The organism is Sphingomonas sp. RS6 (genome assembly GCF_054489705.1).
Map to the genome: position 1 here is coordinate 1 of NZ_JBTMWM010000017.1, position 21,031 is coordinate 21,031.

Genomic DNA, 21,031 nt, shown 5'->3' on the forward strand with positions numbered 1-21,031 from the left:
CGCGCCAATTTTGGACGTTCATGGATCTGTGTGGAGAGGTGGATGGTGCCCAGGGACGGAATCGAACCGCCGACACTGCGATTTTCAGTCGCATGCTCTACCAACTGAGCTACCTGGGCACACCGGCGGAACCGCCGGGGAGCGCGCGTCTTAGTCGCGCGATTCGTGGCTGTCCAGCCCTGATTGTGCATTTGGATCGACGGGCTCGCCGGGCACGCGATAGCCCTCGCCCAGCCATTGCAGCAGGTCGCGATCCTTGCAGCCGCGGCTGCAGAAGGGCTTGAATTCGGCGGTGCCGGGCTTGCCGCAGATCGGGCAGGCGTCGCGGGGCATGGGGATCACTCCTTGGGGGTCACGAACCGGACCGCACCGCCCATGCGGCGCGCCAGCGTCTCGGTCCAATGGGGCTCGCGCGCCAGACGGCGGGCAACTCTTTCGTCCACCATATGGGTAAGCGGCACCGGCGGGGGAAGGCGCTCCAGCCGGCGCAGTTCGGCGCGGGTGGCGGCGCCCACCGGATCGGCGTGGAGCAGCTCGGGCAGCGAGGGACGGGTGCGGCGGCGGACGATCTGGAGAAAGCCGAAGCCGTTCACCGCAGTGCGCTCGAAAGGCTGGGGCAAAGCGGCGTCGATTGCTTCCGCCACGGCATTGCGCGCAGCCTTGCTGCTCAGCGTCGGGAAATCGATGCCCACGGAGCCGCCGATGCCGAATCGCTCCATGGCACGGGCGACCGCATGTGCGGCGGCGATCGACAGCGGTTCGAGCGGACCGGAGCCGTCGACATCGAACAGCGTCATCGCCGGCGTAGGCGACATGCGCAGCGCGCCGCCGGGAAAGGCGATCTCGCCGGTATAGGCTTCGTCGAGCAGTTCGGACCAGCCGGCCTCTTCCAGCGCATCAGCCTCGTAGGGACGCAATTGGCGCACCGGCTGGCCGCTGGCGGTGATTCGGGCGAGCAGATCCGGGCCGTCGCCCAAGGGCGCGTCGGCGGGAGCGGGGACGGCTTTGGGGAGTTTGGCGCGGCCGGGTTCGGGGATCGCCTCGCGGACGATCTTCACACGGAGCGGCGCCCCTTGGGTGATGCCCTTGGGGAGCGGATCGCAGAGCGCCTCGCCGCCCTGGTCGAGTGTCACCTTGCCGGTGGATTTATCGGCGAGCCGCGCCGCGCAGATCGCGCCGACTTGAGGCCGGGTGCCGGCGAGGTCGATCCGCGCCTGCCAGATCACCCCACGCGAAACGAGGGCGGCGCGGTTCTCGCCGATCCCCGCCTCGTACAGCCACTCAGCCAAGGGGGTAGCCGGCGCCGGCCAGCAGCGCGCGGGCCTCGAACACCGGCAGGCCGACCACGCCCGAATGGCTGCCGGACAGGAAGCGCACAAAGGCCTCGGCCTTGCCCTGGATGGCATAGCCGCCCGCCTTGCCCATGCCTTCGCCGCTGGCGACGTACCAGTCGATATCGGCGTCGCTCAGGCGCTTGAACGCGACGACGGTATCGGAGACGCGGGTGCGGGCCTTGCCGTCGGGGCCGATCACGCAGATCGCGGAGAGGCAATGGTGGCGGCGGCCGGAAAGCAGCGCCAGCATCCGGCGCCAATCGGCTTCGTCCGCAGGCTTGCCGAGGATGCGGCGGCCGACCGCGATTGTGGTGTCGCCGGCGAGGACGATCTCGTCCTTGGCACGCTCGACCGCATGCGCCTTGGCGGTGGCGACGCGCAGCACATAGGGTCGCGGCAGCTCGCCGGGGCGGACATCCTCGTCCACGTCAGGCGCAGCGATGCGATCAGGCACCGCGCCAATCCGGGTGAGCAGATCGAGCCGGCGGGGCGAAGTGGAAGCGAGCACGAGCCGCATGGGCGGCGCCCGCTTACTTGAAGCGATAGGTGATGCGGCCCTTGGTCAGGTCGTAGGGCGTCAGCTCGACGAGCACCTCGTCGCCCACCAGCACACGGATGCGGTTCTTGCGCATCTTGCCGGCGGTGTGGCCGAGAATCTCATGGTCGTTCTCGAGCCGGACGCGGAACATGGCGTTGGGGAGAAGCTCCACAACCTGTCCACGCATTTCAAGCAGTTCTTCTTTGGCCAAAAAATGCCTCTCAGGGATTAGCGCGCGTAAAAGTGCGTCGCCCTTACAGCGCTGGAAGGAAAAAGGGAAGGCGGCGCGGCATGGGCGCGCGTCTTCGTGTGGGATGTGGGGATTTAACGTTGAGCATACAAGATCCTCCCCGGCACGGGGAGGGGGACCGCCGCCGCAGGCGGTGGTGGAGGGGGTGCTCCACAAGGGACTTGCCCGCTGCGATCCCCCTCCACCATGCTTCGCATGGTCCCCCTCCCCGTTCCGGGGAGGATCTTTGGTTCAATGCCCGCCGGCCAGCGCGGCGAGCAGCAACAACGCGACGATGTTGGTGATCTTGATCATCGGATTCACCGCCGGGCCCGCCGTATCCTTGTACGGATCACCCACCGTGTCGCCGGTGACCGCGGCCTTATGGGCATCGCTACCCTTGCCGCCGTAATTGCCGTCCTCGATATACTTCTTCGCATTGTCCCAGGCGCCGCCGCCGCTGGTCATCGAGATGGCGACGAACAGCCCGGAGACGATCACGCCGAGCAGCATCGCGCCCACCGTGGCGAAGCCCTGTTCCTTGCCCGCCACCGCGGCGATCAGGAAATAGACGAGGATCGGGCTGAGCACCGGCAGCAGCGAGGGCACGATCATCTCGCGGATCGCCGCTTTGGTGACGATGTCCACCGTCCGGGCATAATTGGGCCGGCTGGTGCCCGCCATGATGCCGGGATTGTCGCGGAACTGCGCGCGGACATCCTCCACCACCGACCCCGCCGCCCGGCCGACCGCGGTCATGCCGAACGCGCCGAACAGATAGGGAAGCAGGGCGCCGAGCAAGAGCCCCACGATGATATACGGGTTGGAGAGCGAGAAGTTGACCGGCCCGGTCAGCCCCAGCGCGTCGCGATAATGGTCGAGATCGGTGGTGTAAGCGCCGAACAGCACCAGCGCCGCCAGCGCCGCCGAGCCGATCGCATAGCCCTTGGTCACCGCCTTGGTGGTGTTGCCCACCGCATCGAGCGCATCGGTCTTGTGGCGGACTTCGTCTTCCAGCCCCGCCATCTCGGCAATGCCGCCGGCATTGTCGGTCACCGGACCATAGGCGTCGAGCGCGACGACCATGCCCGCCAGCGCGAGCAGCGAGGTGGCGGCGAAGGCCACGCCGAGGATGCCGGCGATCTGATAGGTGGCTATCACCGCGACGACGATCACCAGCGTGGGCAGCGCGGTCGATTCGAGGCTGATCGCGAGGCCCTGGATGACGTTGGTGCCATGGCCTGTCACCGATGCCTTGGCGATGGATTTGACCGGGCGGAAATTGGTGCCGGTGTAATATTCGGTGATCCACACCAACAGGCCGGTGACGGCCAGGCCGATCATCATGCACAGGAACAGCCCCATGCCGGTGACGTTCGGCATCGCTGCGGCGGCTGCGACCGCGTCGGCCGATAGCGTGCTGCCGTCGAGCAGCGCCGAGGGTTCGCCGAGCGACGCGATCGAGTCCTGCATCCTGCCACCCAGTACGTAATGGGTGACGCCGTAGATCGCCGGCACCGCAAGGATCACGGTGGTCCAGAAGCCCTTGTAGAGCGCGCCCATGATCGACTGGTTGGCACCCAGGCGGACCATATAGGTGCCGAGGATCGAGGTAAGGATGCACACGCCGCCGACCAGCAGCGGCAGCGCCATCAGCCGGGTGAGCAGCTCGGCATCCAGCCCACGCATCAGCAGCGCGATCGTCACCATGGTGAGGCCGAGCGTCACCACATAGGTTTCGAACAGGTCGGCAGCCATGCCGGCGCAGTCGCCGACATTGTCGCCGACATTATCCGCGATGACGGCCGGATTGCGGGGATCGTCCTCCGGAATGCCGGCCTCCACCTTGCCGACCAGATCGGCGCCGACATCGGCCGCCTTGGTGAAGATGCCGCCGCCCAGCCGCGCGAAGATCGAGATCAGCGAGGCACCGAAGGCCAGCGTGGAGAGGGTGAGCACGACCAGACGATCGTTCGGTGCATGATGCGCCACCTCGACCAGATACCAGAACAGCACGGCGATCGAGAGCAGGCCCAGGCCCGCCACCAGCATGCCGGTGATCGCGCCCGATCGGAAGGCGAGGGTGAGCCCGCCCTGAAGACTGCCGCGCGCAGCCTCGGCCGTGCGCACATTGGCGCGGACCGAGATGTTCATGCCGACGAAACCGGCCACGCCGGACAGGACCGCGCCGATGAGGAAGCCGATGGTGGGGATCAGATCAAGCGTGAGGAACAGCACGACGGCGACGACAGCGCCGACCACGGCGATGGCGGTATATTGCCGCGTCAGATAGGCTCCGGCCCCTTCCTGGATGGCGGCGGCGATATCCTGCATCTTGGCGTTGCCGGCGGGTGCACGCAGCACCTGTTGGCTGGTGATGAAGCCATAGGCCACGGCGATCAGGCCGCAGACGATGGCGAAATAGACGATCGTCATAGAGTGACATCCTCCCCTGCAGTTGCGGGTCGCGGCGCGCGCCGGTTCTGCCCGATCTCGTCCGCAACGTCGAAGCGTATAGCAATGGGAGTAGCGCGCAAGGCGCTAGGCCGGCTCAGCGCTCGCCGGCGATGATCCGCCGCACCCCTTCCAGCACCCAGCCATAGACGAGATGCGATGCCGCGCCATAGGCGTGCACCGATGCCGGCGTCTCGGCAGGGCCGCTGCCCAGCCCCAATGCCGGCACCGCACCCTCGTCGAGCAGCGCGGACGTGACCACGCCATAGGCGCTGCCGAAGCCGGATCCCGCCTCGGGCCGATATTCGGTGATCACGCCGTAAATGCCGCCGAGCACGCCACCGACGATATAATGCACCGCCTGGCCGGAGGCTTCGCGGTGCGGCTCCGGCACCGGCTCGCCTGTCGCCGCCTCGGCGATCGCATCGGCGGCCTTCACCGTCGACGGATCGCCTTCCGGGCGGTCTTCCTTCGGCAGCAGCTTGCCTGCCTGGTTCTGAAACGCAGCCATCGCCGCCGAGGCGACGAGCCCCGCGGCGACGCCGGCGACAAGGCCGATCAGGGGACGGGGCTTGGATGCCATTCAATTCTGCTCCATTCGGCAGGCCGGCCCCGCACGGGCCGCCCGCGATCAGTACCGAACGCGCTCGGCCTTCACCCGATCCTTGGCGAGATAGGTCTGGACGCTGTCGGCGCCCGCAAGATGACCGGCGCCCACCGCCAGGAACACCGTGCCGGGCTTGGTCAGCCGACCCTCGATCCACTTCGCCCAGCGCGCATTGCGATCGGCGAGCAGGATCTTGGCGAGTTCGGGCGTCTCGCGCATCCCTTCGTTCATGATCCTGCCCAGCGCCTCGGGATCACCGGCGGCCCAGCGGTCGATCATCTTCGCCAGCTCGTCGCCCAGCTTGGGGTAATCGTCGACGGCCGAGGCGAGGAAGGCGATCTGCAACGGATTGGGGAGCGTGCTGAAATAGCCGAGCTGCTGCTCGGGCGTCTCCAGCCCAATCACCGGCTTGCCCGATGCCTTTGCCGCCGCGGTCAGCACCTTTTCAACGCCGCTTTCGGGATCATAGCCGAGCTTGGGCAGCGCACCGACGCTGAGCGTGATGCCGGCGACCCAGGGCTGGAACATGTCGAATGCCGCCGCCGGCACGCCGACATCGGCCATCGCCTTCACATAGGCTTCGCGCTTGTCGGCGGGCAGCTGCTCGGCGATCGGCTTGGCGCCCGGCGCCATCGCCATCTTCATCACCAGCCCCTGCATCGTTGCCTGATCGGGCTCGACCAGTTCGAGCACCAGTTCGTCGCTCTTTTCGAACGCCGTCTTCACCGCGCTGTCGAACCACTGCATCCCCGGTTTCAGCACATGCACCGTGCCGAACAGATAGATGGTGGTATCGGCATCCTTGACCACCCAGAGCGCGGGATCGGCCGGGCGCGTCGCAGCAGCGGCCTTGTCGGGCGTGGCGGCGACTTGTGCAGGCGCGGCGGGGGCCATGAGCAGCGCGAACGGCGCAGCGGCGAGGGCGAACAGGGACTTGATCGTCATTGGGTGTGTGCTCCTTGGTCTCGCAGGCCTATCGGCGGCCGGTTACCAGTGCGTTGTCGTCAGGCGTTCAGTCGTGCCGCGTGCCATCGAACATGCTCGTCGAGGAACGACGAGATGAAATAATAGCTATGGTCATAGCCTGGCTGCATCCTGAGCGTTAGCGGGATGTTCGCATCGGCGCATGCCGCCGCCAGCAACTGTGGGCGCAATTGCTCGGTGAGGAAATTGTCGGCATCGCCCTGATCGACCAGCAGCTCGGGGAGGCGGGCGCCGTCCTCGATCAGCGCGACCGCATCATACGCCCGCCAGGCGGCGCGATCCTCGCCCAGATAGCCGGCCAACGCCTTTTCGCCCCACGGCACCTGCGCCGGCGCGACGATCGGCGCAAAGGCGGAGACGCTGCGGAAGCGCGCCGGGTTGCGCAGCGCGATGGTGAGCGCGCCGTGCCCGCCCATCGAATGGCCGGTGATGCCCTGACGGCCCATATCAGCCATCGGAAACTGCGCTGCGACCAGCGCGGGCAGTTCCTCCTCGATATAGCGGCGCATGCGGAAATGCGGCGACCAGGGCGCCTCGGTCGCGTCGACATAGAAGCCGGCGCCCTGGCCGAAATCATATTCGGGCACGTCGGCCACGCCTGCGCCACGCGGAGACGTGTCGGGGGCGATGAAGATCACCCCTTCCTCGGCGCAGGCGCGGCGATACTCGCCCTTTTCCGTAACGTTGGCGTGGGTGCAGGTGAGCCCGGAAAGATACCAGAGCACCGGCAGCTTCGCGCCGTCCTCATGCGGGGGCACATAGACCGAAAAGGTCATCGGCGCGCCGGTGGCATCCGAGGCGTGCTGATACACGCCCTGAACGCCGCCGAATGCCTTGTTGGTGGACAGCGTTTCCATCAGGCCGGCTTGCGATGCAGCGCGCAGATCTTGTTGCCGGCGGGATCGCGCAGATAGGCGAGGTAAAGCGGCCCGAACGCATTTTCGCGCCAGCCCGGCGGGTTTTCGATCGCCGTGCCGCCATGCGCCAGCCCGGCGGCGTGCCAGGCATCGGCGGCCTCGGTGCTCGCGGCATTGAAGCCGAGCGTGCCGCCATTGGCGCAGGTCGCCGGCTCGCCATCGAGCGGCTTGGACAGCATGAACAGCCCGCCATCGTGCAGGTAGAGCACGCGGCCTTTGGGATCGATGCGGCCGGGTGCGATCCCCAGCGCGCCGAGCGCGGCGTCATAAAAGGCCTTGGACGCGTCGATATCGTTGGCGCCGAGCATCACGTGACTGAACATGCGGTTCTCTCCTCTCAATAGACGACGACGCTGCGGATGCTTTCGCCCGCATGCATCAGGTCGAAGCCCTTGTTGATTTCTTCCAGCGTCAGGACATGGGTAATCATCGGGTCAATCGCGATCTTGCCGTTCATGTACCAGTCGACGATCTTCGGCACGTCGGTCCGGCCCTTGGCGCCGCCGAACGCGGTGCCCTTCCAGACGCGGCCGGTGACGAGCTGGAAGGGGCGGGTGCTGATTTCCTTGCCCGCTTCGGCCACGCCGATGATGATCGATTCGCCCCAGCCGCGATGGCAGCATTCGAGCGCGGTGCGCATCACCTCGGTATTGCCGGTGGCATCGAAGCTGTAATCGGCGCCGCCATCGGTCAGTTCGACCACCTTGGCGACGATCTGCTCGCGCGACATGCCCTTGGTGTTGAGGAAGTCGGTCATGCCGAACTTGCGGCCCCATTCCTCGCGATCGGCGTTGATATCGATGCCGATGATCTTGGCCGCACCCGCCAGCCGCGCACCCTGGATCACGTTGAGGCCGATGCCGCCCAGGCCGAACACCACCACGGTCTCGCCCACCTGCACCTTGGCGGTGTTGACCACCGCGCCGACGCCGGTGGTGACGCCGCAGCCGATATAGCAGCTCGTCTGGAAGGGTGCGTCCTCGCGGATCTTCGCTACCGCGATCTCGGGCAGCACGGTGAAGTTCGAGAAGGTCGAGCAGCCCATGTAGTGGAAGATGGGCTGGCCCTTGTAGCTGAAGCGGGTGGTGCCGTCCGGCATCAGCCCCTTGCCCTGGGTGGCGCGGATCGCAGTGCACAGGTTGGTCTTGCCGCTGAGGCACGACTTACACTGGCGGCATTCGGGCGTGTAGAGCGGGATCACATGGTCGCCCGGCTTCACGCTGGTGACGCCGGCGCCGACCTCGCGGACGATGCCGGCGCCTTCATGGCCGAGCACCGAGGGGAACAGCCCCTCCGAATCGAGGCCGTCGAGCGTATAGGCATCGGTGTGGCAGATGCCGGTGGCCATGATCTCGACCAGCACTTCGCCGGGCTTCGGGCCCTCCAGATCGAGTTCGACGATCTCCAGCGGCTGTTTCGCTTCAAAGGCGACGGCGGCGCGGGTTTTCATGGACGGATGCTCCTGTAACTATTTGGGGGCCTGATCTCGCAATCGCCCGCGCGTTGCAATGCAATCTTCGGCGGCAGGGCGGCGCGAGCCTTCGAATCTATACGTAGCAATCCCAATCTCGCGGCGCGCCGTTCTGGCTATCATGCCTTTCCATGTGCATTCGTTCAGGCCCCGATCCGTCGATCGTCATCGCCGCCGCGCGCGGCGCCCAGCGTATCGGGCCCGTTGCCGGGTGCGGGCAGTGATGCCCGGGGCCGCAGCGGGCATCGCGGACAATGATCCGGGGCAGCCACGCCCTTCGGTGCTGATCGTCGATTCGGAAGATGCTTCGCGGCGTACGTTGCAGCTGCTATTGCACGGCAGTGGATTTGACGTGCGTGCTTTTTCTTCCGCGGCATCCGCGGCAGAAGCGATGATCGCCCAGTTCAGGGTGATGTTCGTTGCGCGGCGGCTGTCGGACGGTGAGGGAGTGGGTTTGTTGCGAGGCTTCGTCGAACGCGGGTGGCGCGGCAAGGCGGTGTTGATCGCCGAGGCCAGTCGCGACGAACTCGATGCCGATGCGCGCGAATCGGGATTCACTGCCGTCGTCAAAAAACCGCTGGGCCGGCTCGAAGTGCTCGGCGCACTCGCACGATGACGCCGCCGGAAGGCGAACCGACCCCAATCGCCAGGACTGAAACCCGCCGGCCGCGGAGCCGCAGATTGCGCATCCATGTCGGCGAGGCTGCGGCCGCCGCTTCCCTGGCGTTGCTGGCACTGGTGGCGCTTGCGATCGGGCGGCGGCTTCCCGATGGCGAGCGCTGGGTGGTCAGCGGCATGCTGGCGCTGCTCGCCTGCGTCGCGCTGGGTGCCGTCGTCTATATCCGCGCGCTGCGGCGATTGTTGCTAGCAAACGAAGCCGATCTCCGGCGGCGCGCCGATCTTGCAGACGAACTGGCGGCGGAGCTCAACCTGTTGATCGACGGCGCGGTCGGCTATGCGATCTATACGCTCGATCCGGCGGGGCGGGTGTCGTTCTGGAACGAAGGCGCGCGACGGCTGAAGGGCTGGCGCGAAGACGAAGTGCTCGGCCGCGACATGAGCGCCTTTTATCCGGCGGCGGCGGTGGCGGCAGGCAAGCCGCAAGCCGATCTCGCCCATGCGCTGCGCGAGGGCAAGTTCGAGGAAGAGGACTGGCGGGTCCGCAAGGATGGCACCGAATTTCTCGCCCAGGTGCTGATTACCCCGCTTCGCGGGCCGGACGGTGCGCTGCGCGGGTTCGGCAAGGTGATCCGCGACATCACCGAACAGCGCGCGAGCGAACGGCAGGTGTCGGCCAGCGCCAATCACCTGCGCTCGATCCTGGCGACCGTGCTTGACGCGATGGTGATCATCGACGAGCGCGGCAGCATCCTTTCGTTCAGTGCGGCGGCCGAGCGGTTGTTCGGTTATCGCGAGGCCGAAGTGGTCGGATCGAATATCGCGATGCTGATGCCGCGTTCGGACAGTTCCCGCCACGACGGCTATATTCGCCGCTATCTCGAGACCGGCGAGCGGCGGATCATCGGCACGGGGCGCACGGTGGTGGGCCTGCGCCGCGACGGATCCACCTTTCCGATGGAATTGTCGGTGGGCGAGGCGATCACCGATGGCGAGCGGGTGTTCACCGGCTTCATCCGCGACCTGACAGAGAAGCAGCGCGCCGAACAGCGGATCGAGGAACTGCGCTCGGGCCTGCTCCATGCCGCGCGGGTCAGCGCGATGGGGACGATGGCGTCGACGCTCGCGCACGAGCTGAATCAGCCGATTACCGCAGTGGTCAATTATGTCCGAGGAGTCGGCAATCTGGTCGATGCGGGCGATCCCGAAGATCTGCCGATGATCCGCGAGGCACTGGCCGATGCGACGCAGGAAGCGCTGCGGGCCGGGGTGATCGTCCGGCGGCTTCGCGAATTCGTCGCGCGCGGCGAGGTGGAGAAGAGTGTCGAGAACCTGCCCGATCTCGTCGAGGAAGCGTCGAAGCTCGCGCTGATCGGCGCGCGCGAAAAGGGCGTGGTCGCGCGCTTCGATCTCGATCCCGAAGGCCCGCCGGTGCTTGTCGATCGCGTCCAGATCCAGCAGGTGTTGATCAATCTGATGCGCAACGCGATCGAAGCGATGGCCGAATCGGACGAGCGGCTGCTGACCGTATCGAGCACGCCCGACGCGGCGGGCTTTGTCCGTGTGACCGTCGCGGACACCGGGCCGGGCGTTGCGCCGGCGGTTGCCGACGATCTTTTCCGCGCGTTCAACAGCACCAAGCCCGACGGCATGGGCCTGGGCCTCTCGATCTGCCGCACGATCGTGGAGGCCAATGGCGGGCGCATCTGGCTGGAGCCACGTGCCGGCGGAGGCACCTGCTTTCACTTCACCCTGGTTCAAGTAGAGGAAGGATCCGAGCCGTGACCGAGAAACGCCTTGTCCATATCGTCGACGACGAGGACGGCGTCCGCCGTTCGGCGAGCTTCATGCTCAAGACCTCGGGCTTCGCCGTGCAGACCTGGCCGTCGGGCGTTGCCTTTCTGCGCGAGGTCCGGCATGTCGAGCCCGGGTGCGTGCTGCTTGATGTTCGCATGCCCGAAATGGACGGGCTGGAGGTGCAGCAGGAACTGCACGCGCGCGGCATCGCGCTGCCGGTGATCGTCCTCACGGGGCATGGCGACGTCTCGCTGGCGGTAAAGGCGATGAAGGCGGGCGCGGTCGACTTCCTCGAAAAGCCGATGGAGAGCGGTGCATTGATCGATGCGATCAATCGCGGTTTCGAGCGGCTGGACGCCGCCGACGACGTGAAATCCCGCGCCGCCGACGCCGAAACGCTCCTGGGCGCGCTCACCGTGCGCGAACGCGAGGTGCTGGAAGGGTTGGCTCAGGGCTTCCCCAACAAGACCATCGCCTATGATCTGGGCATTTCGGCGCGCACGGTAGAGGTCCACCGCGCGAACGTGATGACGAAACTCGGCGCCAAAAGCCTGTCCGAGGCACTGCGTATCGCGTTCGCCGCCGGCATGGGTGCCGGTTAAAAACGATTGCAACCTCGTGCATCGGAATCGGCGTTGTGGTACAAGGTAAACAGACTCGGAAAACCACCGGAATCTGCCACGCTCAAGCGGGAGAGATGACGATGCGCGATCAACCGAACCCCATGCCGGCGATGATGCTGCCGGAAGCCGAAGAGAATATCCGGGCCTGGTCGTCCGGCCTTTTCACCGCCTGGTGCGATGCCCTGGTGACGCCGTGGAACCTCGTACCCGAACCCACCACGCACCAGAATGACCGGGGCGAGCCGTTGCCGATCCCGGAAGCGCTGGAGAGCGGCGCGCTTTCGCTGTTCGCCTGAGGCGCGCGGCGTGGCGCTGCTAAAGCGCCAGCGTGAGGAAACGGCTGTGCGCGTCATCGTCCCGATAGCTGCCGAATGCCGGGCAGGCGACGAAGCCGTAGCGGGTATAGAGGCGGATCGCCGGGGCGAAAGCGGGTGCGGTGCCGGTTTCCAGGCTCAGCCGACGCAGGCCGCGCCCGCGGGCGACGGCGATGATGTGTTCGAGCAGCGCCGCGCCCACGCCCTTGCCGAGATGGGCCGGCACGGTGCGCATCGACTTCACCTCGCCGTGCCCTGAATCGAGCTGTTTGAGCGCGCCCATGCCGAGCAGGTCGGCCCCGTCCCACGCGCTCCAGAAGCTGACATCGGTTGACTGCAAGCCCGACAGGTCGAGGAAATGGCAGCTCCCGGCGGGCGAGTTGGCGAGCATGCCCGAGGCGTGCAGGCGCAGCAGATCCTGCACCTGCGGCTCGTCCAGCCCGCCTTCCCGGATCGTGATCACAGTTCGTCGATCATCCCGGCCAGCGTTTCGAGGCAGGCATGGGCGAGCAGCTTGCAGCGGATCGGCGACCAGCCGAATTCGGGGTCGGCATTCGCGTCATGGTCCTTGAACGGCATTTCCAGCGTCATCGACACCGCACCGAACCGCTCGGCGAGCTGGTTGGTCGACATCGACAGATTGGCCTTGCCCGGCGGCGATTTGTCATAGCCGAGTTCGAGCTGGAAATCGGGCGTGTGCGCCGCGAGGCGACGGCCGAATTCGTAGAATTTTTCGCCGAGCTCGTCGGTCCAGCTCGGGATGCCCTCGAAGCCGGCGAGGAAGTTGGCGGGAATCGCCTCGTCGCCGTGGACGTCCATGGCGAAATGCACGCCGGTTTCGTCCATCGCACCCCGCACCGCCAGCACCTCCGGGCTGCGTTCCGGCGTCGGCGTGTGCCATTCGCGGTTGAGGTTCACGCCCGCCGCATTGGTACGAAGATGGCCGCGGCGCGAACCATCGGGGTTCATGTTGGGCACGCAGTGGAAGGTGGCCTTGCTGCGGAGTGCCTGCGCCACCGCATTGTCATCATCGGTGAGGAATTCCAGCGCGCCTTCCATCCACCATTCCGCCATGCTCTCGCCCGGATGCTGGCGGGCATAGAGCCAGACCTGCTTCGGCCCGTCGCCCATGCTGAGGCAGTCGATCGCCTGGCCGTCCAGCGTCGTGCCCAGCTGGCGGTGCGTCACCCCCTCGGCCAGCGCGATGCGGCTGACGAGATCATGGTGCCGCTCCATCGAATAGGGCGCAAAATAGGCGAACCACACCAGATCGGTCTGGACGCTGTGGGTGAAGCTGAGGATGCCGCCTTCATAGCGGGTGTCGGTCATCCGCCACGATTCGCGGTCCGCCGACCAGCGCGCCTTGTAGCCCGGCCAGCCGAACGGATAGGCCGAGCTGGCCGCATTGAGGATGCGGAACGTAAGCGTCCGCCCCTTCGCGCCGGCGACGCGGAAGTGGAACCACTGGAAAAAGTCCGACTGGTGGTCGAGGACGATTTCGAGGTCGACCCGATCGCCCTCGACGGCGACCACGCGGATGTTGCCGCTATCGAACGCGGCGTTGATCTGAATGCTCATTTGACCGTCGTAGTGATACCGGACTCGCCGGGGAAGTCCTTGAACAGCGCCGCCGCGAGCCGGCGGGCGGTGGCGGCGGGCTGATTTTCCTTGGTGCCGACGCCCGTGGTTTCGGCGCGCCCTTCCCAAATCACGCTCTCGCCGGCGCGGCGGCGGAGCTGCACCCAAAGCTGCGAGACGAGGATTTCGCGCCGCTTGCCCTTGCCGACGCCGAACGAGACATCGCCGCCGATTCCCACGCCGCCGCCGCGACGCCCGCCGCTGAAGCTGCCGCCGCCCAGGCCGATCGACACCGGCGGGGGATCCTGGATCACGCCGCGCGAGGTGCGGGTGAACGACACGGTGGCGAGATAGCCGGCCGGGCGGTCGCTCGTCGCCGGCACATAGCCGAGCCGTTCGAGCTCGGCCTTCACCGCATCGGCGTAGAGCTGATATTCGGGGCTGACGTCCATCGCCCCTGACATCGGCTCGACCACCACGGTGGTCCGTTCGAGCGGCTGGCCGAGATGATAGCGGGTGACGTCGATCGGGCGACCGCCGGAACCGGCGGTGCAGCCCGCGGCGAGTGCCGGGGCAGTGACGAGCAGGGCAAAACGCAGAACCTTCTTCACGAACATGCACTCCTGTTTCGCGGGCGCAACGGGTGTATCCCTCCAACCCGGCTCTGGTCGAGTCGGTTCCGCGCGGCCATTGTCCGGCAATGCGATCGGGCGAAGCGGGAAGGCGGAGACGGGCGACGATTCCGCCGGGATGCCGGCCGCCGGCCTTGACTTCCCGGCCCCGCGCTTATAGGCGAGCGCCTCTTTTCCGGCATTCCAGATAATTTGAGAAGCGAATCGGTCATGAAGATCGTCAATTCATTGAAGTCGCTCAAGGGGCGGCACCGCGACAACCGCGTGATCCGCCGCCGTGGCCGGATCTACGTGATCAACAAGACGCAGAAGCGTTTCAAGGCACGCCAGGGCTGAGCCCTGCCAGCGTGGGGACGACGCCGCACGCCGTTATCTTCGACGTCGGCAACGTCCTGTTCCCCTGGGAACCGCGACGCGTATACGAGCGCCTGTTCGACAGCGAACAGGCGCTCGATGCGTTTTTGTCGCAGGTCTGCACCAAGGAATGGCATTTCCAGCATGATGCTGGCCGCCCCTTCGCCGAGACATCGGCGGAGCTGAGCGCGCTGTACCCGGAGCATGCCGACAAGATCGCGCTCTGGGGCCCGCGCTTCGCCGAGCAGCTGGGGCCGCCGATCGCCGGCATGGCCGAACTGGTCGAGGAACTCGATTCGGCGGGCGTGCCGCTGTTCGGCATCACCAATTTTTCCGGCGAGTTCTGGCGCGACTGGATGCCGCAGGTCGAGTGGCTGTTCGGCCGCTTCCGGGACGTGGTCGTTTCCGGCGACGAGCAGCTGGCGAAGCCCGATCCTGCCATCTACGCACTCGCGCTCGAACGATTCGGCCTGCGCGGCCCCGACGCGGTGTTCGTCGACGACCTGCCGGTCAACGTCGAGGCGGCGCGGGCGCAGGGCATTCACGGCGTGGTGTTCACCGGCGCCGAGGCGTTCCGCGCCGAACTGGTGCGGCTGGGCGTGCTTGCCGGCTGAGCGCTGGCGGTTTTCCTTTCCAATCGTCGAAGTTGTCATCCTGACGGGAACGGGATCCGTCCGCCATGCCGGTTCGAGTTGCAAGGGGACCCCGACTTTTGCCGGGATGACGGCGGGCGTCGAGGCGCACACGCCGCACGGTTTCGACCTCGCTAAGTTGCCAAAGTTCACACCCATGCGCGCGATTCGCTAAGTTCACACGCGAATGCGCACGATGCATTCCCGTAAGCATGTTTCCAGCACGTTCAAAGAGCGATGGGCAGGTCTCCTGCCGGTAAGAACATATGGGATACGAATTGAGCTCGTTCAAGGAATGCCGCCCAGCAGACCCTCCGCTTGACTCTTAAATCTACATATGTTGTATTCGGCTCATGGTTCGGAAGCGGCAACCGTCGAAGCAGATGCGCCTTCTCCTGCAGGTACTTGCGGAGGAACGCGATGTCTGGCGGCATGGCTATGAGCTGATGAAGGCGACCGGACTGTTGTCCGGTACCCTTTATCCGCTGCTGATGCGGATGACCGAACAGGGGCTCGTAGAGGCCGAGTGGCGCGAGCCTGCGCAGCCGGGACGGCCCGCCCGCCATGCCTACCGATTGACCGGCGCTGGTTATGCGCTGGCGCGGGAGCCCGCCGACACCATCGCCGAACGGCCGTTCAAGGGAGCACTCGCATGATCCTCTTCGTCGCTCGGGGCCTGCTGCGGCTGGCCAGAGCCTGCCTCGGCGAACGCCATGTCGAATGGGCAGCGGCCATGGAGGCGGAGCTCGACGAAGCGGCGGCGGCGGGGGAGGCGCTGCCGTTCGCGCTCGGCTGCCTTACGGCGGCGTCGCGAAGGATGTTTACGGGCGAGCAGGGGCATTTGCTCCTCACGAGCTACGCGCTGGTGCTAGGCATGGTGCTGCCGATGGCCGCGCTGCAAATCGGCTGTGCGCTGTTTGGCCTGCCCTATCTCTATCCGGACCAGCACGGGCTGGCGGGCGCGCTACTGGAACGCAGTCCCCGACAGGACCTGCTGCCGGGTGTCTACCAGGCCGCGATCCCGGCGCTAGCCTTGCTGCAGGCGATGATCGGGCTCGGCCATCTGCGCGTGGGCTGGCTTACGCTGGAGCGCGACTGGGCCGGTGCGACTCGCTGGGGCAGCATCTGCCTCGCCGCGACGATCACCCTGATCCTGTTCATGGCGGCGCTGTTCCTCGATGGGCGCCAGGTGGTGCTGCAAGGCACGGTACTCGCCATCGAACTAGCCACGATCGTGGCCGTCGCGCGGTGGCATGTGCAGCTATCGAGCGGGCGAGCGCAGGCGCGGTAAGCGCCCACGACCGAACGGACGACTTCTTTCGCTGAGACCATTTCGGAGCGCACCGCCCCGGAACCCGAGACCGCGCGCCTGCGCGGTGCCGTGACGCGACACGTGATCGCGACAAAAACCGGGGCTGATCCCGGGACTTGAGGAGAAGAAGCCATGCGACTGTCCTTTGCGCATCCCATCCTTGCCGGTGCGGCAGTGACCATCCTCCTCGCCATGACGGCAAGTGCAGCACCTCGCCCCGACGAGCCCGTGTTGGCAGGAGCGGCAGCGGCCTCGTCGCCGTTCGCCGGGGCGTGGGAGCTCGACCTCACCCGCATGCCGGATAAGTACGGTCCGCCGCCCAAGCGGGTTCGCTTCACGTTCGAGCCGGTCGGCGCGGAGCAATGGCGAACGACCGTCGACATCACCGCGCCCGACGGCAGTGTCCGCCACATGGCCGTGCGCTATCGCCGCGACGGCGCCGCCGCTCCCGGCGAGGGGGACCTGTCCGAGGCGGATAGCGCCGCCTTCCGCTCGCCAGCGCCGAACGTGCTGGTGATGGGACTGGCCAAGAAGCAGATGCTGGGCTCGGTTCGGGTCTATGTCGTCTCCGCCGATGGACGCGAGATGACCGAGTCGGCCGCTGCGGTGGATGCCAGCGGCGCGCCCTTCGTCCGCGAGTTCCATTTCAAGCGCCTGCCCTGAAATCCTGCCGGGGGAGGTCCGCGCGCGTCGCGACGGCGGTCGACCGTCCTTTGAATCTGGAGAGAAACGATGAAGTTGCTGGTGCTTCCTTGCGCCGCGCTGCTGTCCGCGTGCGCCCTGCCCCTCGCGCCGGCAACCATGCCGCTTCGCATGTCGGTCGCCTATGGCGATCTGCCCCTTCAGACGAGGGCGGGGAGGGCCGCCCTCGCTGCGCGGGTGACGCATGCTGCAAACGCCTTTTGCCAAGCCTATGACCCAATGGACCCGCAGACTAGGTTCGATGCGCACTTGGCGAGCAAACGTCATTGCTCGGGCGCCGCCGCCATTCTGTTGGCGCAGCGCATGCCCGCGTCGGTACGAAGGGCCTACCAGGCGGGCAAGCGCGCGGAGTGAAAGGGCGTGCGCGGACTCTTGCCGACGTCCGAGGCTAGCGCGACCACCGCGCAAAAATCGCCGTCGGCAGTTCCAGCCCGCGCGCCTCTTCGCGCACGGTCAGCTCGCCAGCCTCGACGGTGCCGCCCTTGTCCGCCATCGCCTGGCGGACGAGCTCGCCGATCGCCAGCGCCGACAGGCGCACCGCGTAGACGGTGAGGAACAGGAAGCGCGAATTCGCGTCGAGCAGCCTGGCCACGTCGTCGATCAGCGATGGCAGGCCTTCCTCCAGCTTCCACACCTCGCCATTGGGGCCGCGGCCCCATTTGGGGGGATCGAGGATGATGCCGTCATAGCGCCGTCCCCGGCGCACCTCGCGCGCGGTGAATTTCATCGCGTCGTCGATCATCCAGCGGATCGGCTTGTCGGTCATGCCGGAGAGCACGGCGTTGGCCTTGCCCTCCATCACCGATTTCTTCGAGGCATCGACATGCGTCACCTTCGCCCCCGCCGCCGCCAGCGCGAGCGAGCCGACGCCGGTATAGCCGAACAGGTTCATGCATTCAGGGCTGTCCATGCCCTCGATGCGACCGCGCATCCAGTCCCATACCGGTGCCATGTCCGGGAAGAAGCCGAGATGGCGGAAGGGCGTGGTCTGGGCGGTGAAGCGAACCTCGCGCCACGCCAGCGGCCAGCCCTCGCGGGGCACGGGTTTCAGATACTCCCAGCGGCCGCCGCCATCCTCGTCCGAGCCGGGGACGAATTCGGCATGCGCGTCCCAGTTCTCGGACGCGGGCGCCCACATTGCCTGGGGCTCGGGGCGGATGAAGCGATAGGCGCCGTAGCGCTCCAGCTTGCGGCCGTGCCCTGAATCGACCAGGCCGTAATCGCCCCAGGGTTCGCCGGTGAGGGTGACGAGCTTCATGCCCGGGCGCGGGCGCGCTCGGCGATATAGCCGGTGATCGCGCCGAATTCGGCGGGCAGCGTATCATAGCGCTCCTGCCGCTCGAACAGGTCGCCGATGCGGCCGGGCACTTGCGGGCGCATGCCGGTGGCGCGCTCCACTGCGTCGCGGAACTTGGCCGGATGGGCGGTGGCGAGGGTGACGACCGGCACGTCGGCGGGCAGGCCGGCGCGCTGGGCGGCGGCCAAGCCGATCGCGGTGTGCGGGTCGATCACCTGCGCGGCTTCGGCACAGGCCCAGCGCATCGCCTCGTTCATGCCGTTCGCATCGATCGCGTCGCTGGTGAACAGCTTGGAGGCGCCTTCGCGCTGGGCGTTGGTGAGCTGCATCGCGCGGGTCGCCTCGAAGCCGCGCATCTGATCGGCGATGGGCGCGCCGGCCAGATCGGCGAGCAGGCGTTCGAAGTTCGAGCTGACCTGGATGTCCATCGACGGCGCGGCGGTGGGCGTGACGGTGCCCGCCGAATAGTCGCCGGCGGAGAGCGCGCGGTGGAGAATGTCGTTGACGTTGGTTGCGACGACCAGCTTTGCCACCGGCAAGCCCATGCGGGCGGCGACATAGCCCGCGAACACGTCGCCGAAATTGCCGGTCGGCACCGAGAAGGCGACCGGCCGCTCGGGCGCGCCGAGGCGGACGGCGGCGTAGAAATAATAGACGACCTGGGCCATCAGCCGCGCCCAGTTGATCGAATTGACCGCGCTCAGCTGGAAGCGGCCCGAGAAGTCGGCATCGTTGAACATCGCCTTCACCAGCGCCTGGGCATCGTCGAAGCTGCCTTCGATCGCGATGTTGTGGACGTTGGGGGCGAGCACCGTAGTCATCTGGCGGCGCTGCACGTCCGACACGCGGCCCTGCGGGTGGAGCATGAAGATGTCGACGCCGATGCGCCCCGCCACCGCGTCGATCGCGGCGCTGCCGGTGTCGCCCGAGGTGGCGCCGACGATGGTGAGGTGCTGGCTGGTGCCGGCCAGGAACTTCTCGAACAACAGGCCGAGCAGCTGGAGCGCGACGTCCTTGAAGGCGAGGGTGGGGCCGTGGAACAGTTCGAGCAGCCAGTGCTGCTGGTCGATCTGGACGAGCGGCGTCACCGCGGCATGGGCGAAGCGGCCATAGGCCTGGGTGCAGAGCTGGCGGAGCTCGTCTTCGGAGAGGCCCGGCGTGACGAAGGGCAGCATGACGCGCACCGCCGTCTCGACATAGGAGAGGCCCCGCATCGCGGCGATGTCCCCGGCCGAGAAGGTGGGCCATTCGCTCGGGACATAAAGGCCGCCATCGCTGGCGAGGCCGGTGAGGGTGACGTCCCGAAAGCCCAGCAAGGGCGCGGCGCCGCGGGTGCTGTGATACTGCATGGCCGATCGCGTTACCCGGCAGGGGCGGGCGCGACAAGATAGCTGTGCTTGGGGGGCGAATGGCGCTAGAGGCGCGACGATGGACGACCCCGCGGATCATGCCGCGCTGCCGATCTGTGTGGCGGCGCTTTACCAGTTCACCCGGTTCGAGGATCCGGCGACGGTGCAGGGGCCGCTGGCAACCCTGTGCTGCGGGCGCGGCGTGAAGGGCACGCTGCTGCTCGCGCGCGAGGGCGTGAACGGCACGATCGCGGGGAGCGACGAGGCGATTGCGGCGGTGGTGGCGCATATCCGCGGCCTGCCGGGGTGCGAGGGGCTCGACGTCAAATATTCGCGCGCGGCGGCGCAGCCCTTTTACCGGCTGAAGGTGCGGCGCAAGCGCGAGATCGTGACGATGGGCCAGCCGGACATCGATCCGCTGGCGAGGGTGGGCACCTATGTCTCGCCTGAAGACTGGAACGCACTGATCGCCGATCCGAACACGATCGTGATCGATACGCGCAACGATTACGAAGTGGCGGCGGGCACGTTCCGCGGCGCGATCGACCCGAAGACCAGGAGCTTCCGCGACTTCCCCGACTGGTTCCGCGCGCATCGCGAGGAACTGTTGGGGAAGGGCGAGGCGGCGCCGAAGGTGGCGATGTTCTGCACCGGCGGTATCCGCTGCGAGAAATCGACCGCCTTCCTCAAGTCCGAGGGGGTGGAGGACGTGTTCCACCTGAAGGGCGGCATCCTCAACTATCTGGAGAAGGTGCCGGCGGATCAGAGCCTGTGGGAGGGCGAATGCTTCGTGTTCGACCAGCGGGTGACGGTGGCGCACGGGCTGGCGCCGGGCAGCTATGGGCTATGCCATGCCTGCCGCCGCCCGGTGAGCGCGGAGGATCGCCGCTCGCCGCTGTTCGAGGAGGGGGTGAGCTGCGCGGCGTGCCATGCCGAGCGTAGCGACGAGGACCGCGAGCGCTACCGCGAACGGCAGCGGCAGGAGTGCTTCGCCGCCACGCGGGGTGAGAGCCATGTGGGGAAGGTGTATCCGGTGGACGAGGGGGAGGGCTGATGGACGGCCGGGGGTGAGGCGGCTAGCGCCCAAAGGCGGACATCAAGGACGCGCGCCGCAGCGCGCGAAAGCGGCCGTTCGTTCATGTGGCGCGGCGATGGCGGCTAACGCTCCGATTGCGGACGCTTCAGCAGTCGCCTATGAGCGCGGGATGACGCCACAGAAAGATCTTTCGCCGTTAGCGAACATCGTTCGCTGGATAGGCTTAACCTTTGCAATCTTGGGATGTCTTTTC

Annotated in this window: 26 protein-coding genes and 1 tRNA gene; 11 read left to right on the plus strand and 16 right to left on the minus strand. The window is 66.9% G+C overall.

The annotated features are described in order from the left end of the window. Positions 1–43: 43 nt before the first annotated feature. The 11 genes from ACX40Y_RS17960 to ACX40Y_RS18010 all read right to left on the minus strand — a co-directional run bounded on the left by ACX40Y_RS17960 (position 44) and on the right by ACX40Y_RS18010 (position 8,513). A tRNA-Phe gene (locus tag ACX40Y_RS17960) sits at positions 44–119 on the minus strand. 31 nt (positions 120–150) lie between these two features. Continuing rightward, positions 151–333 carry a DNA gyrase inhibitor YacG gene (locus ACX40Y_RS17965; protein WP_459120948.1) on the minus strand — a complete coding sequence of 61 codons (183 nt, stop codon included), beginning with the start codon at positions 331–333 and terminating at the stop codon, positions 151–153. A gap of 5 nt (positions 334–338) precedes the next feature. Next, entirely contained in the window at positions 339–1,289 is a 951-nt protein-coding gene (locus ACX40Y_RS17970; protein ID WP_459120949.1) for a ribonuclease, read from the minus strand. Continuing rightward, the gene (locus ACX40Y_RS17975; protein WP_459120950.1) at positions 1,282–1,851 is read right to left on the minus strand and encodes a Maf family protein; all 570 of its coding nucleotides are present in this window, start codon (positions 1,849–1,851) and stop codon (positions 1,282–1,284) included. The genes ACX40Y_RS17970 and ACX40Y_RS17975 overlap by 8 nt, the downstream gene beginning before the upstream one ends. A gap of 13 nt (positions 1,852–1,864) precedes the next feature. Further along, the gene (infA, locus tag ACX40Y_RS17980) at positions 1,865–2,083 is read right to left on the minus strand and encodes a translation initiation factor IF-1 (protein WP_003049127.1); all 219 of its coding nucleotides are present in this window, start codon (positions 2,081–2,083) and stop codon (positions 1,865–1,867) included. Positions 2,084–2,353: 270 nt separating this feature from the next. Further along, positions 2,354–4,537: a sodium-translocating pyrophosphatase gene (locus ACX40Y_RS17985; RefSeq protein WP_459120951.1), complete on the minus strand. Its 2,184-nt coding sequence runs from the start codon at positions 4,535–4,537 to the stop codon at positions 2,354–2,356. 115 nt (positions 4,538–4,652) lie between these two features. Next, positions 4,653–5,138, minus strand: a complete 486-nt coding sequence (locus ACX40Y_RS17990; protein WP_459120952.1) for a DUF1440 domain-containing protein — start codon at positions 5,136–5,138, stop codon at positions 4,653–4,655. A gap of 48 nt (positions 5,139–5,186) precedes the next feature. Then, the gene (locus ACX40Y_RS17995; RefSeq protein ID WP_459120953.1) at positions 5,187–6,107 is read right to left on the minus strand and encodes a TraB/GumN family protein; all 921 of its coding nucleotides are present in this window, start codon (positions 6,105–6,107) and stop codon (positions 5,187–5,189) included. A gap of 59 nt (positions 6,108–6,166) precedes the next feature. Then, the gene (gene fghA, locus ACX40Y_RS18000; RefSeq protein WP_459120954.1) at positions 6,167–7,003 is read right to left on the minus strand and encodes an S-formylglutathione hydrolase; all 837 of its coding nucleotides are present in this window, start codon (positions 7,001–7,003) and stop codon (positions 6,167–6,169) included. Then, positions 7,003–7,386: a VOC family protein gene (locus ACX40Y_RS18005; protein WP_459120955.1), complete on the minus strand. Its 384-nt coding sequence runs from the start codon at positions 7,384–7,386 to the stop codon at positions 7,003–7,005. Before ACX40Y_RS18005 ends, fghA begins: the two co-directional genes overlap by 1 nt. A gap of 14 nt (positions 7,387–7,400) precedes the next feature. Continuing rightward, on the minus strand, positions 7,401–8,513 hold the full coding sequence (locus ACX40Y_RS18010) for an S-(hydroxymethyl)glutathione dehydrogenase/class III alcohol dehydrogenase (RefSeq protein WP_459120956.1): 1,113 nt from the start codon (positions 8,511–8,513) through the stop codon (positions 7,401–7,403). A 301-nt stretch (positions 8,514–8,814) separates the two neighbouring features. Between ACX40Y_RS18010 and ACX40Y_RS18015 the strand changes: the two genes are divergently transcribed. The 4 genes from ACX40Y_RS18015 to ACX40Y_RS18030 all read left to right on the plus strand — a co-directional run bounded on the left by ACX40Y_RS18015 (position 8,815) and on the right by ACX40Y_RS18030 (position 11,868). Beyond that, positions 8,815–9,150 carry a response regulator gene (locus tag ACX40Y_RS18015; protein ID WP_459120957.1) on the plus strand — a complete coding sequence of 112 codons (336 nt, stop codon included), beginning with the start codon at positions 8,815–8,817 and terminating at the stop codon, positions 9,148–9,150. A gap of 179 nt (positions 9,151–9,329) precedes the next feature. Then, positions 9,330–10,937, plus strand: coding sequence for a PAS domain-containing sensor histidine kinase (locus ACX40Y_RS18020; protein WP_459120971.1), 1,608 nt, complete (start codon positions 9,330–9,332; stop codon positions 10,935–10,937). Beyond that, positions 10,934–11,551: a response regulator transcription factor gene (locus ACX40Y_RS18025; protein ID WP_459120958.1), complete on the plus strand. Its 618-nt coding sequence runs from the start codon at positions 10,934–10,936 to the stop codon at positions 11,549–11,551. Before ACX40Y_RS18020 ends, ACX40Y_RS18025 begins: the two co-directional genes overlap by 4 nt. Before the next feature lie 101 nt (positions 11,552–11,652). Continuing rightward, positions 11,653–11,868, plus strand: a complete 216-nt coding sequence (locus ACX40Y_RS18030; protein WP_459120959.1) for a hypothetical protein — start codon at positions 11,653–11,655, stop codon at positions 11,866–11,868. 19 nt (positions 11,869–11,887) lie between these two features. On the opposite strand, the gene ACX40Y_RS18035 is transcribed toward ACX40Y_RS18030, so the two are convergent. From ACX40Y_RS18035 to ACX40Y_RS18045, 3 genes are read right to left on the minus strand one after another with little or no spacing between them, the layout of a single operon-like run. Next, positions 11,888–12,349, minus strand: coding sequence for a GNAT family N-acetyltransferase (locus ACX40Y_RS18035; RefSeq protein WP_459120960.1), 462 nt, complete (start codon positions 12,347–12,349; stop codon positions 11,888–11,890). Further along, the gene (locus ACX40Y_RS18040) at positions 12,346–13,464 is read right to left on the minus strand and encodes a M14 family metallopeptidase (protein ID WP_459120961.1); all 1,119 of its coding nucleotides are present in this window, start codon (positions 13,462–13,464) and stop codon (positions 12,346–12,348) included. Before ACX40Y_RS18040 ends, ACX40Y_RS18035 begins: the two co-directional genes overlap by 4 nt. After that, the gene (locus tag ACX40Y_RS18045; RefSeq protein WP_459120962.1) at positions 13,461–14,081 is read right to left on the minus strand and encodes a DUF4136 domain-containing protein; all 621 of its coding nucleotides are present in this window, start codon (positions 14,079–14,081) and stop codon (positions 13,461–13,463) included. Before ACX40Y_RS18045 ends, ACX40Y_RS18040 begins: the two co-directional genes overlap by 4 nt. 225 nt (positions 14,082–14,306) lie before the next feature. Between ACX40Y_RS18045 and ykgO the strand changes: the two genes are divergently transcribed. From ykgO to ACX40Y_RS18075, 6 genes are all read left to right on the plus strand, one after another. Continuing rightward, positions 14,307–14,432, plus strand: a complete 126-nt coding sequence (ykgO, locus tag ACX40Y_RS18050) for a type B 50S ribosomal protein L36 (protein ID WP_010543750.1) — start codon at positions 14,307–14,309, stop codon at positions 14,430–14,432. 11 nt (positions 14,433–14,443) lie between these two features. Further along, positions 14,444–15,064, plus strand: coding sequence for an HAD family hydrolase (locus ACX40Y_RS18055; RefSeq protein WP_459120963.1), 621 nt, complete (start codon positions 14,444–14,446; stop codon positions 15,062–15,064). A gap of 401 nt (positions 15,065–15,465) precedes the next feature. After that, the gene (locus tag ACX40Y_RS18060) at positions 15,466–15,738 is read left to right on the plus strand and encodes a PadR family transcriptional regulator (RefSeq protein WP_459120964.1); all 273 of its coding nucleotides are present in this window, start codon (positions 15,466–15,468) and stop codon (positions 15,736–15,738) included. Next, on the plus strand, positions 15,735–16,373 hold the full coding sequence (locus tag ACX40Y_RS18065) for a hypothetical protein (protein WP_459120965.1): 639 nt from the start codon (positions 15,735–15,737) through the stop codon (positions 16,371–16,373). The genes ACX40Y_RS18060 and ACX40Y_RS18065 overlap by 4 nt, the downstream gene beginning before the upstream one ends. Positions 16,374–16,526: 153 nt before the next feature. Next, on the plus strand, positions 16,527–17,057 hold the full coding sequence (locus ACX40Y_RS18070; RefSeq protein WP_459120966.1) for a hypothetical protein: 531 nt from the start codon (positions 16,527–16,529) through the stop codon (positions 17,055–17,057). A gap of 69 nt (positions 17,058–17,126) precedes the next feature. After that, positions 17,127–17,450: a UrcA family protein gene (locus ACX40Y_RS18075; RefSeq protein ID WP_459120967.1), complete on the plus strand. Its 324-nt coding sequence runs from the start codon at positions 17,127–17,129 to the stop codon at positions 17,448–17,450. A 34-nt stretch (positions 17,451–17,484) separates the two neighbouring features. On the opposite strand, the gene ACX40Y_RS18080 is transcribed toward ACX40Y_RS18075, so the two are convergent. Both ACX40Y_RS18080 and thrC read right to left on the minus strand, forming a co-directional pair. Next, positions 17,485–18,354 carry a class I SAM-dependent methyltransferase gene (locus ACX40Y_RS18080; protein ID WP_459120968.1) on the minus strand — a complete coding sequence of 290 codons (870 nt, stop codon included), beginning with the start codon at positions 18,352–18,354 and terminating at the stop codon, positions 17,485–17,487. Further along, positions 18,351–19,742, minus strand: coding sequence for a threonine synthase (thrC, locus tag ACX40Y_RS18085; RefSeq protein ID WP_459120969.1), 1,392 nt, complete (start codon positions 19,740–19,742; stop codon positions 18,351–18,353). Before thrC ends, ACX40Y_RS18080 begins: the two co-directional genes overlap by 4 nt. A 79-nt stretch (positions 19,743–19,821) precedes the next feature. Here thrC and trhO point away from each other — a divergent pair, with 79 nt between their 5' ends. Continuing rightward, positions 19,822–20,796: an oxygen-dependent tRNA uridine(34) hydroxylase TrhO gene (gene trhO / locus ACX40Y_RS18090; protein ID WP_459120970.1), complete on the plus strand. Its 975-nt coding sequence runs from the start codon at positions 19,822–19,824 to the stop codon at positions 20,794–20,796. The last annotated feature ends 235 nt before the right edge of the window (positions 20,797–21,031 follow it).

Excerpts from the sequence above, each read along its gene's own strand:
- ACX40Y_RS17965 (WP_459120948.1), bottom strand. The coding sequence starts at position 333 with ATGCCCCGCGACGCCTGCCCGATCTGCGGCAAGCCCGGCACCGCCGAA.
- ACX40Y_RS17975 (WP_459120950.1), bottom strand. The coding sequence starts at position 1,851 with ATGCGGCTCGTGCTCGCTTCCACTTCGCCCCGCCGGCTCGATCTGCTC.
- ACX40Y_RS17985 (WP_459120951.1), bottom strand. The coding sequence starts at position 4,537 with ATGACGATCGTCTATTTCGCCATCGTCTGCGGCCTGATCGCCGTGGCC.
- ACX40Y_RS17990 (WP_459120952.1), bottom strand. The coding sequence starts at position 5,138 with ATGGCATCCAAGCCCCGTCCCCTGATCGGCCTTGTCGCCGGCGTCGCC.
- ACX40Y_RS17995 (WP_459120953.1), bottom strand. The coding sequence starts at position 6,107 with ATGACGATCAAGTCCCTGTTCGCCCTCGCCGCTGCGCCGTTCGCGCTG.
- fghA (WP_459120954.1), bottom strand. The coding sequence starts at position 7,003 with ATGGAAACGCTGTCCACCAACAAGGCATTCGGCGGCGTTCAGGGCGTG.
- ACX40Y_RS18005 (WP_459120955.1), bottom strand. The coding sequence starts at position 7,386 with ATGTTCAGTCACGTGATGCTCGGCGCCAACGATATCGACGCGTCCAAG.
- ACX40Y_RS18010 (WP_459120956.1), bottom strand. The coding sequence starts at position 8,513 with ATGAAAACCCGCGCCGCCGTCGCCTTTGAAGCGAAACAGCCGCTGGAG.
- ACX40Y_RS18020 (WP_459120971.1), top strand. The coding sequence starts at position 9,330 with ATGCTGGCGCTGCTCGCCTGCGTCGCGCTGGGTGCCGTCGTCTATATC.
- ACX40Y_RS18030 (WP_459120959.1), top strand. The coding sequence starts at position 11,653 with ATGCGCGATCAACCGAACCCCATGCCGGCGATGATGCTGCCGGAAGCC.
- ACX40Y_RS18040 (WP_459120961.1), bottom strand. The coding sequence starts at position 13,464 with ATGAGCATTCAGATCAACGCCGCGTTCGATAGCGGCAACATCCGCGTG.
- ACX40Y_RS18045 (WP_459120962.1), bottom strand. The coding sequence starts at position 14,081 with ATGTTCGTGAAGAAGGTTCTGCGTTTTGCCCTGCTCGTCACTGCCCCG.
- ykgO (WP_010543750.1), top strand. The coding sequence starts at position 14,307 with ATGAAGATCGTCAATTCATTGAAGTCGCTCAAGGGGCGGCACCGCGAC.
- ACX40Y_RS18060 (WP_459120964.1), top strand. The coding sequence starts at position 15,466 with ATGCGCCTTCTCCTGCAGGTACTTGCGGAGGAACGCGATGTCTGGCGG.
- ACX40Y_RS18065 (WP_459120965.1), top strand. The coding sequence starts at position 15,735 with ATGATCCTCTTCGTCGCTCGGGGCCTGCTGCGGCTGGCCAGAGCCTGC.
- ACX40Y_RS18070 (WP_459120966.1), top strand. The coding sequence starts at position 16,527 with ATGCGACTGTCCTTTGCGCATCCCATCCTTGCCGGTGCGGCAGTGACC.
- ACX40Y_RS18075 (WP_459120967.1), top strand. The coding sequence starts at position 17,127 with ATGAAGTTGCTGGTGCTTCCTTGCGCCGCGCTGCTGTCCGCGTGCGCC.
- ACX40Y_RS18080 (WP_459120968.1), bottom strand. The coding sequence starts at position 18,354 with ATGAAGCTCGTCACCCTCACCGGCGAACCCTGGGGCGATTACGGCCTG.
- thrC (WP_459120969.1), bottom strand. The coding sequence starts at position 19,742 with ATGCAGTATCACAGCACCCGCGGCGCCGCGCCCTTGCTGGGCTTTCGG.
- trhO (WP_459120970.1), top strand. The coding sequence starts at position 19,822 with ATGGACGACCCCGCGGATCATGCCGCGCTGCCGATCTGTGTGGCGGCG.